The organism is Variovorax paradoxus EPS (assembly GCF_000184745.1).
GTDB classification, from domain to species: Bacteria; Pseudomonadota; Gammaproteobacteria; order Burkholderiales; family Burkholderiaceae_C; genus Variovorax; species Variovorax paradoxus_C.
In genome coordinates this window covers 93,710-110,501 of sequence record NC_014931.1, presented here as the reverse complement: position 1 = coordinate 110,501, position 16,792 = coordinate 93,710, and the positions used below count along the sequence as shown (strand labels likewise).

General features: G+C 68.0%; 16 protein-coding genes. 14 read left to right on the top strand and 2 right to left on the bottom strand.

The genetic code is table 11. From position 1 onward, the window contains the following. Positions 1–12: 12 nt before the first annotated feature. The 3 genes from VARPA_RS00525 (at position 13) to VARPA_RS00515 (ending at position 4,111) form a co-directional block, all read left to right on the top strand. Positions 13–537 (top strand): sigma-70 family RNA polymerase sigma factor, encoded by a 525-nt coding sequence (locus VARPA_RS00525; protein WP_013538577.1) that lies wholly within the window; start codon positions 13–15, stop codon positions 535–537. Then, the gene (locus VARPA_RS00520) at positions 534–1,562 is read left to right on the top strand and encodes a FecR family protein (protein WP_013538576.1); all 1,029 of its coding nucleotides are present in this window, start codon (positions 534–536) and stop codon (positions 1,560–1,562) included. Before VARPA_RS00525 ends, VARPA_RS00520 begins: the two co-directional genes overlap by 4 nt. Before the next feature lie 80 nt (positions 1,563–1,642). Beyond that, the gene (locus VARPA_RS00515) at positions 1,643–4,111 is read left to right on the top strand and encodes a TonB-dependent siderophore receptor (protein WP_013538575.1); all 2,469 of its coding nucleotides are present in this window, start codon (positions 1,643–1,645) and stop codon (positions 4,109–4,111) included. A 31-nt stretch (positions 4,112–4,142) separates the two neighbouring features. On the opposite strand, the gene VARPA_RS00510 is transcribed toward VARPA_RS00515, so the two are convergent. Continuing rightward, positions 4,143–5,081, bottom strand: coding sequence for a helix-turn-helix transcriptional regulator (locus tag VARPA_RS00510; RefSeq protein WP_013538574.1), 939 nt, complete (start codon positions 5,079–5,081; stop codon positions 4,143–4,145). 196 nt (positions 5,082–5,277) lie between these two features. Here VARPA_RS00510 and VARPA_RS00505 point away from each other — a divergent pair, with 196 nt between their 5' ends. The 9 genes from VARPA_RS00505 (at position 5,278) to VARPA_RS00465 (ending at position 14,604) form a co-directional block, all read left to right on the top strand. Beyond that, the gene (locus VARPA_RS00505; RefSeq protein ID WP_013538573.1) at positions 5,278–5,751 is read left to right on the top strand and encodes a DUF4863 family protein; all 474 of its coding nucleotides are present in this window, start codon (positions 5,278–5,280) and stop codon (positions 5,749–5,751) included. Next, positions 5,748–7,298: a 3,4-dehydroadipyl-CoA semialdehyde dehydrogenase gene (locus tag VARPA_RS00500; protein ID WP_013538572.1), complete on the top strand. Its 1,551-nt coding sequence runs from the start codon at positions 5,748–5,750 to the stop codon at positions 7,296–7,298. Before VARPA_RS00505 ends, VARPA_RS00500 begins: the two co-directional genes overlap by 4 nt. 42 nt (positions 7,299–7,340) lie before the next feature. Next, complete coding sequence (locus VARPA_RS00495; protein WP_013538571.1) at positions 7,341–8,888, top strand: benzoate-CoA ligase family protein; 1,548 nt, start codon at positions 7,341–7,343, stop codon at positions 8,886–8,888. 139 nt (positions 8,889–9,027) lie between these two features. Next, positions 9,028–9,843, top strand: coding sequence for an alpha/beta fold hydrolase (locus VARPA_RS00490; protein ID WP_013538570.1), 816 nt, complete (start codon positions 9,028–9,030; stop codon positions 9,841–9,843). Continuing rightward, a complete protein-coding gene (locus VARPA_RS00485; protein WP_013538569.1) occupies positions 9,840–11,015 on the top strand; it encodes an ABC transporter substrate-binding protein in 1,176 nt (391 codons plus the stop codon). Before VARPA_RS00490 ends, VARPA_RS00485 begins: the two co-directional genes overlap by 4 nt. A 194-nt stretch (positions 11,016–11,209) precedes the next feature. Next, positions 11,210–12,082, top strand: coding sequence for a branched-chain amino acid ABC transporter permease (locus VARPA_RS00480; protein ID WP_013538568.1), 873 nt, complete (start codon positions 11,210–11,212; stop codon positions 12,080–12,082). Beyond that, complete coding sequence (locus VARPA_RS00475) at positions 12,079–13,032, top strand: branched-chain amino acid ABC transporter permease (protein WP_013538567.1); 954 nt, start codon at positions 12,079–12,081, stop codon at positions 13,030–13,032. Before VARPA_RS00480 ends, VARPA_RS00475 begins: the two co-directional genes overlap by 4 nt. A 124-nt stretch (positions 13,033–13,156) precedes the next feature. Continuing rightward, positions 13,157–13,903: an ABC transporter ATP-binding protein gene (locus tag VARPA_RS00470; RefSeq protein ID WP_013538566.1), complete on the top strand. Its 747-nt coding sequence runs from the start codon at positions 13,157–13,159 to the stop codon at positions 13,901–13,903. Further along, on the top strand, positions 13,903–14,604 hold the full coding sequence (locus VARPA_RS00465) for an ABC transporter ATP-binding protein (protein ID WP_013538565.1): 702 nt from the start codon (positions 13,903–13,905) through the stop codon (positions 14,602–14,604). Before VARPA_RS00470 ends, VARPA_RS00465 begins: the two co-directional genes overlap by 1 nt. Before the next feature lie 161 nt (positions 14,605–14,765). On the opposite strand, the gene VARPA_RS00460 is transcribed toward VARPA_RS00465, so the two are convergent. Further along, complete coding sequence (locus tag VARPA_RS00460) at positions 14,766–15,677, bottom strand: LysR family transcriptional regulator (protein ID WP_013538564.1); 912 nt, start codon at positions 15,675–15,677, stop codon at positions 14,766–14,768. 107 nt (positions 15,678–15,784) lie between these two features. Here VARPA_RS00460 and VARPA_RS00455 point away from each other — a divergent pair, with 107 nt between their 5' ends. Both VARPA_RS00455 and VARPA_RS00450 read left to right on the top strand, forming a co-directional pair. Then, on the top strand, positions 15,785–16,528 hold the full coding sequence (locus VARPA_RS00455) for an SDR family NAD(P)-dependent oxidoreductase (protein ID WP_013538563.1): 744 nt from the start codon (positions 15,785–15,787) through the stop codon (positions 16,526–16,528). A gap of 38 nt (positions 16,529–16,566) precedes the next feature. Next, positions 16,567–16,791, top strand: a complete 225-nt coding sequence (locus VARPA_RS00450; protein ID WP_013538562.1) for a tautomerase family protein — start codon at positions 16,567–16,569, stop codon at positions 16,789–16,791. Position 16,792: the final 1 nt, after the last annotated feature.

The window sequence follows — 16,792 nt, the reverse complement described above, 5'->3', positions numbered from 1 at the left end:
TCCGATGTCCGAATGTCGTTCCCCGATACCCGCCTGCAGCCCCAGTTGGGCGATTTCTACCGCGCGCACCACGGCTGGCTGACCGCCTGGCTGCGCCGAAAGCTGGGCTGCGCGCACAGTGCCGCCGACGTGGCGCAAGACACCTTCGTGCGCGTGCTCGCCTCGCGCGAGACGCTGCGCATGCTGGGCAGCATCGAGAAGCCCCGCGCCTTCCTCTGCACCACGGCCGGGCGATTGCTGATCGACCGCGCGCGGCGCCAGCGCATCGAGCAGGCCTACCTGGCCGAACTGGCGCTGGCGATGGAGGGGTGCGCCCATCCCTCGCCGAAGGAAACGCTGATGGCGATGCAGGCGCTGGCCCAGATCGCTGCCGCGCTCGACGGCCTGCAGCCCAAGCCGCGCGAAGCCTTCCTGCTGCACTACCTGGACGGCATGACGCATACGGCCATCGCAGAGAGCCTGGGCGTATCGGACCGCATGGTGCGCAAGTACCTCGCGCTGGCGCTGCTGCATTGCCGCGTGGAGTTCGTCCAGTGAACCGCGCGGCCACGGAGGGGTCGACCGTCGATATCGACGCAATCGCGATGCAGGCGGCCGAGTGGATCGTGCGCCTCACGGCCGACGATTCCGCCGAGCGCGAATGCGCGCGTGAAGGCTTCGATGCCTGGAAGCAGGCGGACCCGCGCCACGCCGCGGCGGCCGCCGGCATGGAACGGCTGCTCGGCCAGTTGCAGACGGTGCGCGAAAGCTCGGGCGGCCATGCGCGGCCCGCGCACGCGGCGCTCACGGCCTCGGCCACCGAAGCCCGGCCCCGGCAGTCCCGGCGAAGGCGACAGGCGGGTGCGACGCTATCACTGGCCGTCGTGCTGGGCCTGAGCTGGATGCTGCTGCGGGCCTGTCCGCCGGCTTACCTGCTGGCCGACATGCGCACCGCCACCGGCGACACCCGCGCGCAGGTGCTGCCCGACGGCAGCCGCATCAGCCTGGACACCGGCAGCGCGGTCAACCTGCACTACGACGCCGGGCAGCGCGGCATCGAGCTGGTGCGCGGCGCCATCCGCGTCGAGGTGGCGCCCGACGCCGCACGGCCCTTCGTGGTCCGCACGCCCCAGGGCAGCATCCGCGCGCTCGGCACGCGCTTCATCGTGCGCCGCGACGGAGAAACCACCGAGCTGACCATGCTGGAGTCCCGCACTACGGTGCAGGCCGGCAAGGGAGCCGAGGCGCGGGTGATCGGCCCGGGCCAGCGGGTGCGGATCACCGAGGTCGGCATCGGGCCGGCCGAGCCGGTCGACGTGCGCAGCGTCGACAACGCCTGGACACGGCGGCAGCTGGTCGCCGACGACCGTCCGCTGTCCGAGGTGCTCGACGAACTGGACCGCTACCACCCGGGCGGCATCGTCTACGACCGCGCGCGCACGCAGGGCATCCGCGTCTCGGCCGTGCTGCCGCTGGACGACACCACGCGCGCACTGCAATTGCTGGTGGACAGCTTCCCCCAGCTGCGGGTGCGCACCCTCACGTCCTACCTGGTGCTGGTCGACACGACCGACCCCTCCTGAAAAAAAGTGCGCGGTCCGGTTCCGCTTCCGGCGGCTCATCCGTCATAGCCGGTAAGACCTCGACAAATCTGGAACCGACCATGCACGCTCAACCGCACCACCCCGCGGCGCCCTTCCCGCGCAACCGCCTGCGCCTGGCTCTCCGCCTCGCCTGCGCGATGGCGCTGTCCACCGCCGGCCCGCTGGCCCTCGCCCAGGCCGCGAACCCCGCACCGGCGCGCGGCGCGAACGCCGTCTACGACATCCCGGCCAGCCCGCTGGCCGCGGCCCTGAACCAGTTCGCACAGCAGGCCGGCGTGGCGATCGCGCTGGATGCCGGCAAGCTGCGCGACCTGCGCTCGCCCGGGCTGAAGGGCCGCTACGGCGTGGAGGACGGCTTCGCGGCGCTGCTCGCCGGCAGCGGCCAGGCGCTGGGCCGCACCTCAGCCGGCTACCTGCTGGTGCCGGCCGCCGAGACCGCACCACCGGCCGCGGCCCCGGCCCGGCCCCGACAGGAAACGACGGCCAACCAGACCCTCGGCGAAGTCACCGTCACGGCCAACCAGCTCGGCGAAATCACCGAAGGCACGCGCTCCTACACGCCCGGCGCGATCGCCACCGCCACCCGGCTGGTGCTATCGCCGCGCGAGACGCCGCAGACCGTCAGCGTCGTTACGCGCCAGCAGATGGACGACTTCGGCATGACCTCGATCGACGACGTGATCCGCGCCACGCCGGGCGTGAGCATCGTCACCTACGACAGCGAGCGCACCGAGTACTACGCGCGCGGCTTCGCGATCCAGAACTTCCAGTACGACGGCATTCCGATGCGGCGCGATTCGGCCTACTCGGCCGGCAACACGCTCACCGACACCTCGATCTACGACCGCGTCGAGGTGCTCAAGGGCGCCACCGGGCTGCTCACCGGCAGCGGCGAACCCGGCGCCACCATCAACCTGGTGCGCAAGAAACCCACGCGCGCGTTCCAGGGCCAGCTCAGCGCAAGCGCCGGTTCGTGGAACACCTATCGCACCGAGGCCGACCTGAGCGGCGCCCTCAACGAAAGCGGCAGCGTGCGCGGCCGCGTGGTGGCGGCATTGCAGGACCGTCATTCGCAGCTCGACCACTACAAGCGCAGCAGCAAGGTCTTCTACGGCGTCCTCGAGGCCGACCTCACGCCCAGCACGCTGCTGACCGTGGGCGCCGACTACCAGGACAACGACCCCAAGGGCTCGACCTGGGGCGGCATCCCCATCTTCAACAGCCTCGGCAACTTCAACAGCATGCCGCGCTCCTTCAACAACGGCGCGCGCTGGAGCGGCTGGGGCCAGTACACGCGCACCGGCTTCTCCACGCTGGAGCACCAGTTCGGCAACGGCTGGGTCGCCAAGGTCCAGTACAACCACCAGATCAACGGCTACGACGCGCTCCTGGGCGCCGCGGCCGGCGGCAACCCGAACCCGCTGGACGGCTCGGGCACCTCGATGTGGCTCGGCAAGTACGTGGGCCGGACCACCAGCGATGCGCTCGACGCCTACGCGAGCGGCCCGTTCAAGCTGCTCGGCCGCGAGCACGAACTGGTGGTGGGCGCGAGCATCGCGCGGCGGCGCTGGAAGAACGACGGCTACAACTTCCCCGGCTACCAGACCAACGTGTCGGGCTACTACGGCTGGACCGGCCAGGTGCCGTTCCCCGTCTCCTCGGCCACGCCCGACTTCAGCGACAACGAGGTCACGCGCGAGCGCGGCCTGTACGCGGCCACGCGGCTGAACCTCAGCGACCGGCTGAAGCTGATCGCGGGCGCCCGGGTGTCGAGCTACAGGAACAAGGACATCGACAGGTCCGGCGAAGTGGCGCCCTATGCCGGCCTCATCTTCGACCTGACGCCGCAACTCTCGGCCTACGGCAGCTACACCACCATCTTCATGCCGCAGTCCAGCCAGGACGTGAACGGCCGCACGCTCGATCCGCAGGACGGCAAGAACCAGGAGGTGGGCCTGAAGGGCAGCTTCCTGGACGGCAAGCTCAACGCCAGCCTGGCCTATTTCCACCTCGAGCAGAACAACTACCCCGAGGCCACCGGCGGGCTCACGCCCCGGGGCGGGCAGGCCTACCGCGCGATCCAGGGCGTGGTCGCCAAGGGCGTGGAGGCGGAGGTCTCGGGCGAGCTGGCGCCGGGCTGGCAGCTGCATGCGGGCTTCACCCACAAGGTCGCGAAGCAGGACCGCAAGAAGGTCTCGACGCTGGAGCCCGAAGACCAGTTCAGCCTCTACACCACCTACCGCCTCCGCGGCGCGCTGCAGGGCTGGACGCTGGGCGGCGGCGCGCGCTGGCAGAGCAAGTCGTGGGGCGATGCGTCGAATCCGGTGCTGGGCACCACCACCTTCACCACCGACGCCTACTGGCTGTTCGACCTGATGGCGCGCTACGAATTCAGCCCGCGCCTGTCGGCCACGCTGCGCGTGAACAATGCGCTCGACAAGAAGTACATGACGGTCTTCAGCTGGTACAGCACCTACACCTGGGGTGAGCCGCGCAGCGTGAACGTGAACCTGGTCTACAAGTTCTGACCCCGGGCGCGGGCGCCCGCAGCCCGCGCGCTCAGGCCGCTTCGCGCACCACCGTGCCGACCGCGGTGCGCAGCGCCTCGAAGGCTTGCTGCACCGTCTTGCCGCCGGTGTCCACGCGCAGGTCGGCCTTCGAATAGAAGGCCGCGCGCCCGTCCAGGATGCGGCGCAGGTCGTCCATGGCTTCCTTGCTCGCCGCCATCGGGCGCATGTCGCCCTGCGCGGCCACGCGGCCCATGTGCTCCTCGGGCGCGGCCTGCAGCCACACCGTGGTGCAGTGGGCCAGCAGTTCGTTGAAGGTGGCCGGGTCGGAGACGATGCCGCCGGGCGTGGCGATCACCACCTCGCCGTAGATCTGGATCGCCTCCTCGAGCGCGCGGCGCTCGTAGCGGCGGTAGGCATTGGTGCCATAGAGGTCGTGGATCTCGCGCACGCTGCAGCCGGCGAGCTTCTCGATCTCGCGGCTCAACTCGACGAAGGGCACGTCCAGGTCGTCGGCCAGCATCTGCCCGAGCGTCGACTTGCCCGCGCCGCGCAGCCCCACGAGCGCGATGCGGCGGTGCCGCGCCGAGTCGACCGAGGCGGTGCCCAGCAGTTCGCCGAGCGCCACGCGCACGCGGCGCAGGTCGGCCTCGCTGCGGTTCTCGAGCAGTTCGCGGATCAAGAGCCACTCGGGGGAACTGGTGGTGATGTCGCCGACCAGCTCGGCCAGCGAGCAGTGCAGCGCGCCGGCCACTTGCTGCAGCACCAGGATCGACGCGTTGCCGATGCCGTACTCCAGATTGGCCAGGTGTCGCTCCGACACGTCGGCCGCAACGGCCACCGCCTTGCGCGTGAGGCCGCGCTGCGCGCGCAGGTTGCGCACACGGTCGCCCAGTGCGGCCAGCAGCGGGTTCTTGGCCTCCCCGGCCGGGGCGGCGTTGGTGCCGCTTTCTGGCGCGGTGGCCAGCACCGCGTCTACATGCTCGTTCATGCAAGTCCTCATTCCTGGCGGGGATTGTGCGCGCTCAGGGTAAACGCCATAGATGCACTATATTGCTTGACACCCATTGTCTCGGTGCTTATTGTTCGCCCACAAGCAAGATACTGCACACAAGGCAATCCTGCAAGGTAGTTCATAAGTTTGCTGCGGCCAGCACCACAGCCAGCCTCCACGAAGAAAGCCCCCGATGGCCAGCAAGGAAGCATTTCACCAGTTGATCGCCGGCCTGACCGCCGAAATCGCCGGCCGGCCGCTCGACGCCCAACTCGACCAATGGCTCAACGCCACCCACGGCGCAGGCAGCGCCAGCTTCGAACAACTGCGCCAGGCCTGCATCGGCGGCGTCGCCGAAGGCTGGCTCTGCGAGCGCGAAGGCGGCGGCATCAAATATGGCCGCGTCTTCAAGGCCGAAGACGCGCTGCACCGCTTCTCGGTCGACGTGGTCGACATGCAGGACATCGCCGGCCCGCACCACACGCATCCCAACGGCGAGATCGACCTGATCATGCCGCTGGCCGACAGCGCCGCCGCCACCTTCGACGGACGGCCCGCGGGCTGGTGCGTCTACGGGCCCGGCACCGCGCACCGCCCGACCGTCGCGCAAGGCCGCGCGCTCGTCCTTTATCTCCTGCCCGAAGGGCAGATCAAGTTCACGCAATGACCGACCTCCTTTCCAACCACGTCGCCGGCCGCTGGCAAAGCGGCTCGGGCGCCGGCACGCCGCTGTTCGATCCGGTGCTGGGCACCGAACTCGCGCGTGTCGATGCGACGGGGCTCGACCTGCCCGAAGCTTTCTCGTTTGCGCGCGAACAGGGCGGCAACGCATTGCGCGCCCTCACCTACCGCCAGCGCGCCGGCCTGCTCGGCGCGATCGTCAAGGTGCTGCAGGCCAACCGCGATGCCTATTACGAGATCGCCATCGCGAACTCCGGCACGGTGAAGAACGACTCGGCCGTCGACATCGACGGCGCCATCTTCACGCTCGGCCAGTACGCCAAGTGGGGCGATGCGCTCGGCGACGTGCGCGCGCTGTGCGACGGCGATGCGGTCAAGCTCGGCAAGGAGCCTGTGTTCCAGTCGCAGCATCTGCAGGTGCCGACGCACGGCGTGGCGCTCTTCATCAACGCCTTCAATTTCCCGTCGTGGGGCCTGTGGGAAAAGGCCGCACCGGCATTGCTCTCGGGCGTGCCCGTGATCGTGAAACCTGCAACGGCCACCGCCTGGCTCACGCAGCGCATGGTGCGCGACGTGGTCGATGCGGGCGTGCTGCCCGCGGGCGCGCTCTCGGTCATCTGCGGAAGCTCGGCGGGGTTGATGGACCAGTTGCAACCGTTCGATGTGGTCTCGTTCACCGGGTCGGCCGAGACCGCGGCGGTGATCCGCTCGCACCCCGCCGTGGCCGCGCGGTCGGTGCGCGCGAACATCGAGGCCGACAGCCTCAACAGCGCCCTGCTGCTGCCCGGCGCCACGCCCGGCAGCGACGCGTTCAACCTGCTCGTGCGCGAAGTGGTGCGCGAGATGACGGTGAAGTCGGGCCAGAAGTGCACGGCCATCCGCCGCATCCTCGTGCCCGCCGAGGTGTACGACGCGGCAGCCGAAGCCATCGGCGCGAAGCTCGCGGGCGTCACGGTCGGCAATCCGCGCAACGAGAGCGTGCGCATGGGTTCGCTGGTGAGCCGTGCGCAACTGAATGCGGTGCGCGATGGACTCGATGCGCTCGCCGCGCAGACCACCGTGCTGCACGACAGCCGCAGCAAGCCGCTGATCGATGCCGACCCCGCCATCGCCGCCTGCATCGGCCCGGTGCTGCTCGGCGCGCGTGATGCCGATGCGGCGCAGCGCGTGCACGACGTGGAAGTGTTCGGCCCCGTCGCCACGCTGCTGCCGTACCGCGATCTCGCACACGGCATCGCATTGGCACATCGCGGACAAGGCTCGCTCGTCACATCGCTCTATGGCAGCGACGACGCGGCGCTCGCACAGGCCGCGCTCGCCGTCGCACCGAGCCACGGCCGGGTCCACGTGATCACCCCAGAGGTTGCACAAGCCCACACCGGCCACGGCAACGTGATGCCGATGTCGATGCACGGCGGCCCCGGCCGCGCGGGCGGCGGCGCCGAACTGGGCGGCCTGCGCGCGCTCGATTTCTATCACCGCAAGAGCGCGGTGCAGGCGAGCCCCGGCGTGCTCGCCGCCCTCGGCCTCTAGAAGAACCAGAGAGAAGAGACGAGGCCCCAAGGAGACAACACGATGAGCCTGCCCGCACGATTCAATTTCGCCGAACACTTGTTCGCACTCAACCGCGGCCGCGCCGGGCGCGCCGCGTACATCGACGACCGCGGCACGCTGAGCTACGGCCAGCTCGAAGACCGCGCGCGCCGCCTGGCCGCCGCGCTGAAAGCCGCAGGCGTGCGCCGCGAAGAGCGCGTGCTGCTCTTGATGCTCGACACCAACGACTGGCCCGTGAGCTTTCTCGGCTGCCTGTATGCCGGCATCGTTCCCGTCGCGGTCAACACGCTGCTCACACCCGAGGACTACGCCTACATGCTCGACCACAGCCGCGCGCAGGCCGCGCTGGTGTCGGGCGCACTGCTGCCGACGCTGCAGGATGCGATGGGGCGCGGCGCACACGAGCTGCAGGCGCTGATCGTCTCGCAGCCCACCGGCCCGCTGCCGGACAACGCGCAAGCCTTCGACGACGCGCTCGCCAAGGTCGAGCCCCTGGCCGCACCAGTGAACACCGCCTCCGACGACCCGGGCTTCTGGCTCTATTCCTCCGGCTCCACCGGCAAGCCCAAGGGCACGGTCCACACGCACGCCAATCTCTGGTGGACGGCCGAGCTCTACGGCAAGCCGGTGCTCGCGCTGACCGAAGACGACGTGTGCTTCTCGGGCGCCAAGATGTACTTCGCGTACGGCCTGGGCAACGCGCTGACCTTTCCGCTCACCGTCGGCGCGACGGTCGTGCTGATGGCGGAGCGCCCCACGCCCGACGCCACCTTTCGCCGCTGGACCGAACACAAGCCCACGGTTTTCTTCGGCGCGCCCACCGGCTTCGCGGGCATGCTGGCTTCACCCAGGCTGCCCGCACGCGAGACCGTCGCGCTGCGCATGTGCTCGTCCGCCGGCGAGGCCCTGCCCGGCGAGATCGCGCAGCGCTTCAAGGCGCACTACGGCTGCGAGATCATCGACGGCATCGGCTCGACCGAGATGCTGCACATCTTCATCTCCAACCGTCCCGGCGATGTGCGCTACGGTACGACCGGCAAGCCGGTGGAGGGCTACGAGGTCGAACTGCGCGGCGAAGACGGCCGCCCGGTGCCCGACGGCGAAGTCGGCGATCTCTACATCCGCGGCCCGAGCTCGGCGCTCATGTACTGGAACAACCGCGAGAAGTCGCGCGACACCTTCCAGGGCGGCTGGACCAAGAGCGGCGACAAGTACACGCGCGATGCCGACGGCTACTTCACCTACGCGGGCCGCAGCGACGACATGCTGAAGGTGAGCGGCATCTACGTCTCGCCGTTCGAGGTCGAGGCCACGCTGATGCAGCATCCGTCTGTGCTCGAGGCCGCGGTGATCGGCAAGGAAGACGCAGAGGGGCTCACCAAGACCAAGGCCTTCGTCGTGCTGAAGGACGGCAGCGCCGCGACCGAAGACGAACTCAAGGCCTTCGTGAAGGAGCGCCTCGCGCCGTACAAGTACCCGCGTTTTCTCGAATTCGTGAGCGAACTGCCGAAGACGGCGACGGGGAAAATCCAGCGCTTCAGGTTGCGCGAGCGGGAGAAGCAGGCATGAGCTTTCCCTCTTGTCCCCTCTCCCGCTTGCGGGAGAGGGTTAGGGTGAGGGCATCGGCCTTCGCACAAGCACATCTCTCGCCAGTGCCGCTGACCCTCACCCCAGCCCTCTCCCGCAAGCGGGAGAGGGAGCGAAACCCATGAGCAGCAGCCAGACCGACTTCGCCACCATCGCCTGGCGCGGCCGCGCCGTGCAGATCGAGTGCGCGTGGATCGCCTCTGAGCGCACCGACGCGCCGCTCATCGTCTTCCTGCACGAGGGCCTCGGCTCCGTCGCGATGTGGAAGGATTTCCCCGCGCAAATCTGCGAGGCGGCCAACGCCCGCGGCCTCGTGTTCTCGCGCCCCGCCTACGGCCGCTCCACGCCGCGCGAAGACAACGAGATCTGGGACGTCGACTTCATGCACCGCCAGGCGCACGAAGTGCTGCCCGCCCTCTTCGCCGCCTTGAAGCTCGACCACGAAAAGCCCTGGCTCTTCGGCCACAGCGACGGCGGTTCGATCTCGCTGCTGTATGCCTCGCGCTTCCCCGAGCGTGTGTCGGGCCTTGTCGTACTGGCCCCGCACATCTTCGTGGAAGACGTGACGGTCGCGAACATCGAGCTGGCCCGCACGGCCTACCTCTCGACCGACCTGCCGAAGAAGCTCGCCCGCTACCACGACAGCGCCGATTCCGCCTTCTGGGGCTGGAACCGCATCTGGCTGCATCCGCCCTTTCGCGACTGGAACATCGAGGCCGAGCTCGACGCCATCCGCTGCCCGGTGCTCGCCATCCAGGGCATCGACGACGAGTACGGAACGCTCGCGCAGATCCGCGGGATTGCCGCGCGCGTCGGCGGCGGTTGCGAACTGGTGGAAATCCCTGAATGCGGGCATTCCCCACATCGCGATCAGCCGGAACGTGTCACCGTCGCTACCGCTTCTTTCATCACCAAAAACAGGAGACAGACACCATGACGACCATCCGCACGGCGCGCCTCGCGCTCACCGCCATCGCCTTTGCCGCCCTCGCATCGGCGGCCGGCGCCCAGGGCACCGGCAAGCTCAAGGTCGGCCTGATGCTGCCGTACAGCGGCACCTACACGGCGCTGGGCGTGGCCATCGAGAACGGCTTCAAGCTCTATGTGGACGAACAGGGCGGCAAGCTCTCGGGCCGCGAGATCGAGTACTTCAAGGTCGACGACGAATCCGATCCCGCCAAGGCGACCGACAACGTCAACAAGCTCATCAAGCGCGACAACGTCGACGTGATCGTGGGAACCGTGCACTCCGGCGTCGCGATGGCGATGGCCAAGGCCGCCAAGGAAAGCGGCACCGTGCTGATCGTGCCGAATGCCGGCGCCGACGCGGTGACCGGCCCGATGTGCGCGCCCAACATCTTCCGCAGCTCGTTCAGCAACTGGCAGCCGGCCTTCGCGATGGGCGAGGTCGCGGCCAAGCAGCAGGGCAAGAAGAAGGCGATGACCATCACCTGGAAGTACGCGGCCGGCGACGAGTCGGTCAACGGCTTCAAGGAAGGCTTCGAGAAGAACGGCGGCAAGGTCGACAAGCAGCTCACGCTGCCCTTCCCCAACGTGGAGTTCCAGGCGCTCCTCACCGAAATCGCAGCGGCCAAGCCCGATGCGGTGTATGCCTTCTTCGCGGGCGGCGGCGCGGTGAAGTTCGTCAAGGACTACCAGGCTGCGGGCCTCAACAAGACCATTCCGCTCTACGGCCCGGGCTTCCTGACCGACGGCACGCTCGATGCGCAAGGCGACTCGGCACAGGGCATGCTGACCACGCTGCATTACGCGGACGGCCTCAACACTGCGCGCGACAACGCCTTCCGCGTGGCGTATGCCAAGTCGTTCAAGCTGCAGCCGGACGTGTATGCGGTGCAAGGCTACGACGCGGCGCAGATGCTGGGCGTGGGCCTCGCGGCGACCAAGGGCGACATCTCGAAGAAGGCCGAGTTCACGGGCGCCATCGAGAAGGCCAAGATCGACAGCCCGCGCGGCACCTTCACCATGAGCAAGTCGCACAACCCGGTGCAGGACATCTACCTGCGCAAGGTGGATGGCAAGGAAAACAAGCTGGTGAGCACCGCGATCAAGGGCCTGGCAGATCCGGCACGCGGCTGCAGGATGTAAGCCGCGCACCGCACGCATTCCACGCCATTCCCCAAACGTTCGTTCCACACCACCCCACCACTATCACCACCGTTCGGGCTGAGCCTGTCGAAGCCAGGGCACAACCCTGGCAAGCCTTCGACAAGCTCAGGCCGAAGGGATCGTCGAATGGATGGTGAGGGGTCTTCGTCTTTGCTTCCAACCGGTATCACCCTGTGGATTTCGGAACCTTCCTCGTCCAGTGCCTGAACTCCGTTCAGTACGGACTGCTGCTCTTCCTCGTGGCATCGGGCCTCACGCTGATCTTCGGGATCATGGGCGTGATCAACCTCGCGCACGGCAGCTTCTACATGATCGGCGCGTATCTCGCGTTCTCGCTCGCACCGCTGTTCGGCGACCAGTTCCTGCTGATGCTGGTGGCGGGCGTGGTGCTCGCGGCGATCTTCGGCTACCTGCTCGAATGGGCGTTCTTCAGCTACCTCTACCAGCGTGACCACCTGCAGCAGGTGCTGATGACTTACGGGCTCATCCTGGTGTTCGAGGAGTTGCGCTCCATATTCGTGGGCAACGACGTGCATGGGGTGAAGGTGCCCGCATGGCTCGACGGCAGCTTCGCGCTCGGCAACGTCATGAGCTACCCGTGGTACCGGCTCTTCGCCTCGGCCGCATGCATCGTGCTCGCGGTGGGCTTGTACTGGGTGGTGAACCGCACGCGCCTGGGCATGATGATCCGCGCCGGCGCGAGCAACCGCGACATGGTGCGGGGCCTCGGCATCGACGTGAAGCGGCTCTACCGCATCGTGTTCGCGGCGGGCGTGGCGCTCGCTGCGCTGGCCGGGATGATCGCCGCGCCGATGTCCTCGGTGTATCCGAACATGGGCGCGAGCGTGCTCATCATCTGCTTCGTGCTGGTGGTGATCGGCGGCATCGGCTCGATCACCGGTGCGCTGCTGGCCTCGCTGCTGGTGGGTTTTGTCGACACCTTCGGCAAGGTGTTCTTCGCGGACTTGAGCGGCATCGGCATCTACCTCTTGATGGCCATCGTGCTGATCTGGAAGCCCGAAGGGCTGATGGGGAGGCGGCCATGATGAAGAAGGGTGCATTCCTCGTGCCCCTGGCCTGCGCGCTGCTCATCGGCATCGCCGGCCCGTTGATGGGCAACTACGCCTCGGACTTCGTCGTGAAGGTGATGATCCTGTCGATCTTCGCGCTGAGCCTCGAACTGCTGGTCGGCATGACCGGCCTCGTGAGCCTGGGCCATGCGGCGTTCTACGGCATCGGCGCCTACGTGACGGTGCTCGCATCGGGCAGCGAAGGCGGCAACTTCGCACTGCTGCTGCCGATGGCCGTGGGCGCGGCGGCGCTCTATGCGCTGTTCGTCGGCGCCTTGAGCCTGCGCACGCGCGGCGTGTACTTCATCATGGTCACGCTGGCCTTCGCGCAGATGGCCTTCTTCGTGTTCCACGACACCAAGGTCGGCGGCGGCAGCGACGGCATCTACATGTACGTGCGGCCCGCCATCGGCGCGCTCGACCTGGAGAACCGCACGGTGCTGTTCTACGTGGTGCTTGCATCGTTGGTGTTCACCTACGGGCTGCTCGCGCTGATTCGCCGCTCGCGCTTCGGCGCCGCACTCGCGGGCATTCGCGTGAACGAGCAGCGCATGCGCGCGGCGGGCTTCCCCGTGTACGGCTACAAGCTCGCGGCCTTCGTGCTGGCGGGTGCGCTCGCGGGGCTCGCGGGTTTCCTGCTGGCCTCGCGCGACGGGGTGGTCAATCCCGAGTTGATGGCCTGGCACAACTCGGGCGAGGTGCTGCTGATGGTGATCCTCGGTGGCCTCGGCCACCTGCGCGGCGCGGTGATCGGCGCGATCGCGTTCACGCTCTTGAAGGAAATCTTCTCGACGCACGCCGTGATGGGACCGCTCGCGGACCACTGGCAGCTCACGCTGGGCATCGCGATCATCGTGTTCGTGGCGTGGCTGCCGAAGGGGTTGATCGGGTTGGTGAATCGCATCTCGCCGAAGGAGGCCGCATGAGCCGCTCACTGTCTTTCTCCCTCCCCTCCCGGGGGAGGGCCGGGGTGGGGGCACGCGGCGTTTCCATCGGGCGCTCTGCTTGCCCCCATCCCAACCTTCCCCCGGAAGGGGAAGGAGCAAAACCATGAACGCACTGCTTTCCGTCGAAGGCCTCACCCGCCGCTTCGGCGGCCTCACCGCCGTGAACGCCGTCACGCTCGACCTGCACGTCGGCGAAGTGCATGCGGTGATCGGCACCAACGGCGCGGGCAAGTCCACGCTCATCAACATGCTCTCGGGCGAGATCGAGGCCTCCGAAGGCCGCATTGCGCTCGACGGCATCGACATCACGCAGCGCGCGCAATCGAGGCGCGCGCGCGACGGCGTGGGCCGCAGCTACCAGCGCACGACGATCTTTCCGGAGTTCAGCGTGCACGAAAACTGCCGGCTTGCCGCGCAGGCCGCGACCGCGCGGCCTTGGGCGATCTGGCAGGCGTCGCAGCGCTGTGCGGCGAGCAATGCGGCCGCCGACTCGGCGCTCGAAGCCGCGGGCCTTTCGAACGAATCCTTGCGCATTGCGGGCGCGCTGAGCCACGGTGCGCAGCGCCAGCTCGAAGTGGCAATGTGCCTCGCGACGAATCCGCGCGTACTGCTGCTCGACGAACCGCTCGCGGGCATGGGCGCCGAGGAAACCGACCGCATGCTCACGCTGCTCGCGCGGCTGAAGGCCACGCACGCGATCCTGCTGGTGGAGCACGACATGGATGCGGTCTTCCGCATCGCCGACCGCATCACGGTGATGGTGAACGGCACGGTCATCGCCACTGGCGACCCGACATCGATTCGCGAGAACCCCGAAGTGCGCACCGCCTACCTCGGAGAAGACCACTGATGCTGATCGTCCGCGACCTCAACACCTACTACGGCAACAGCCACATCCTGCGCGGCGTGCATGCCGGCATTCCGACGGCCACTTCGGTGGGCCTGCTCGGGCGCAACGGCATGGGCAAGACCACGTTGATCCGCAGCATGATGGGCTACGTGCGCCCGGCTTCGGGCGAAGTGCAGGTCGATGGCCGCACCGTCACCGGATGGCCGCCCGAGAAGATGGCGCGCCTTGGCATCGGCTACGTGCCCGAGGGCCGCGGCATCTTTCCGAATCTCTCGGTGCGCGAGAACCTCGTGATGAGCGAGCGCGCGGGCATCGACGGCCGCCGCGCCTGGACTTTCGACCGCGTGATGGCCACCTTCCCCCGGCTCGCCGAGCGGCTCTCGCACGGTGGGCAGCAGCTCTCGGGCGGCGAGCAGCAGATGCTTTCCATCGGCCGCGCGCTGATGACCAACCCGCGCTTGCTGATCCTCGACGAAGCGACCGAAGGCCTCGCACCGCTGATCGTGGCCGAGATCTGGCGCGTGATCGGCGAGATCCGCAGCACCGGCATCGCCACGCTGATCGTGGACCGCGACTACCGCAAGGTGCTCGCGCACACCGACCTCGCGGTGGTGATGGAAAAGGGGCAGATCGTGCGGCACGGGGCGTCCGCCGATCTGCTCGCGGAGCCGCAGGCGCTGGAGGAATTGCTGGGCGTCTGAGCGCCATTGCGTTCGGCAATCACGCTTGGCGTTGGCGTTGAGCGCTGGGCCACACCAAACCGTTCACGCTGAGCTTGTCGAAGCGCCGCGCAAAGCTTCGACAAGCTCAGCCCGAACGGATGGGGTGTGCGCCGAGCTCAGCCCGAACGGTTTTCTGTTGATCAGGCAGCGCGCTGCGCCATCAGGAAATCGATGAACACCCGCATGCGCAGCGGCGCATGCCGCCCGTCCGGGTACAGCAGCGTGTACGGGCGCGAGCGGCCCGCGAACGGTTTCAGTACCTCGACGAGCGAGCCGTCGGCAAGCTCCTTCTGCACCACGAAGCGGTAGGTCTGGAACAACCCGGCGCCGCTCTTGGCGAGCGTGACGCCGCCGAGCACGTCGTCGGAGCAGCTGTAGGCGCTGTCCGCGAGCACCTCGCGGTCCTGGCCCTCCTCCTTGAAGAGCCATGAAATGCGGCGCCCGCTGCTGGGCAGCTCGAACTGGATGCACTCGTGCGCGGCGAGGTCGTCCGGCGTGCGGGGCGTGCCAGCCGCCTTCAGGTACTTGCGCGTCGCGACCACCACGAGCGCCGCGTCCTCCAGGTGCCGCGCGATCAGCGTGGAGTCTGGTTGGGCGCGCACGCGCACGGCCATGTCGTAGCCCTCTTCCACGAAGTCGATGTTGCGGTTGCTCAGGTGCACATGCAGCCGGATGTCGGGATAGCGTTCGCGGAACGCGGGCAGCATCGGCAGGATGCGGTGGTGGCCGTAGGTGGTCGGCACGCTGATGCGCAGCGTGCCCGAGGGCTGCGCCTGCTGGCCCATCACTTCGCGCTCGGCCTCGGCGAGCTGCGCGAGCGCCTGGCGGCACTGCGCGAAGTAGGAGCGGCCCGCGTCGGTGAGCCGCACGCTGCGCGTGGTGCGCACGAACAGACGAAGACCGAGTCGTTTCTCCAGTCGTGAGATCGAGCGGCTCACCGCCGCAGGCGTCACGCCCGCGGCGAGCGCCGCCGAGGTGAAGCCGCCCGTCTCCGCCGCGAGGCAGAAGAGTTCGATGCTGCCAAGGAGGATGTCGCCGAACTGCCGTTGCATGGATTGATTACTCCACGTATCAAGTGAAGTGCGAGTCTAGTGATTTATCTATGGCTGCGTCATCAATACAGTTCTCCTCACCTCATCAACTCTTCTGGAGAACCGACATGCAAGACAGCACTTCACCTTCCACCGTCGTCATCACCGGCGCCTCGAGCGGCATCGGGCTGGGCCTCGCGGCGGCGTATCTCGAGCGCGGCTTCAACGTGGTCGCCAACGCCCGCACCGACGAGCGGCTCGCGGCCGCCGCAAAGCAGCTGGGCAACCCGGACCGCTTTCTCGGCGTCGCGGGCGACATCGCCCTGCGTGCAACGGCCGAGCAGCTCATCGACCGTGCCGTGGCGCGCTTCGGCCACGTCGACGTGCTCATCAACAACGCCGGCATCTTCAACGCCAAGCCCTTCGTCGACTACACCGAGGAAGAGCTCGACCAGCTGGTCGCCACCAACCTCAAGGGTTTCGTCTACGCCTCGCAGGCCGCCGCGAAGCACATGATTCCGCGCCGCAAGGGTCACATCGTGAACATCACCGCGGGCATCGCGCTGCAGCCGAACCTGAAGGTGCCGGCCCTGGTGCCGGTGCTGGTCAAGGGCGGCATCAATGCGGCGACGCGCGCCCTCGCGCTCGAGCTCTCGCCGCACAACATCCAGGTGAATGCGGTGGCGCCCGGCATCGTCGACACGCCGATGCATCCCGCCGAGAACCACGGCTTCTTGAGCGGCCTGGCGCCCGCGGGCCGCATCGCGACCGTGCGCGAGATCGCCGATGCGGTGCTGTACCTCACCGGCGCCGGCTTCACGTCGGGCGTGGTGCTGGCGGTGGACGGCGGCGCGAGCGCCGGCACCTGGTAATCCCCGTTCACACACGCACACATCCAAGGAGCACCACCATGCCTTTCGTCAATCTGAAGATCACCCGCGACGGCGTCACGCGCGAGCAGAAGACCCAGGTCATCGCCGAGTTCACCGAAGTCCTCGAACGCGTGCTGAAGAAACCGCCGGAGTGGACGCACATCGTGATCGAGGAAATCGATACCGATGACTGGGGGTTCGGGGGCGTGACGACAACCGAGTACCGCAAGCGGCTGGCGGAGGCCGCCAAGAAAGCGCAATGAA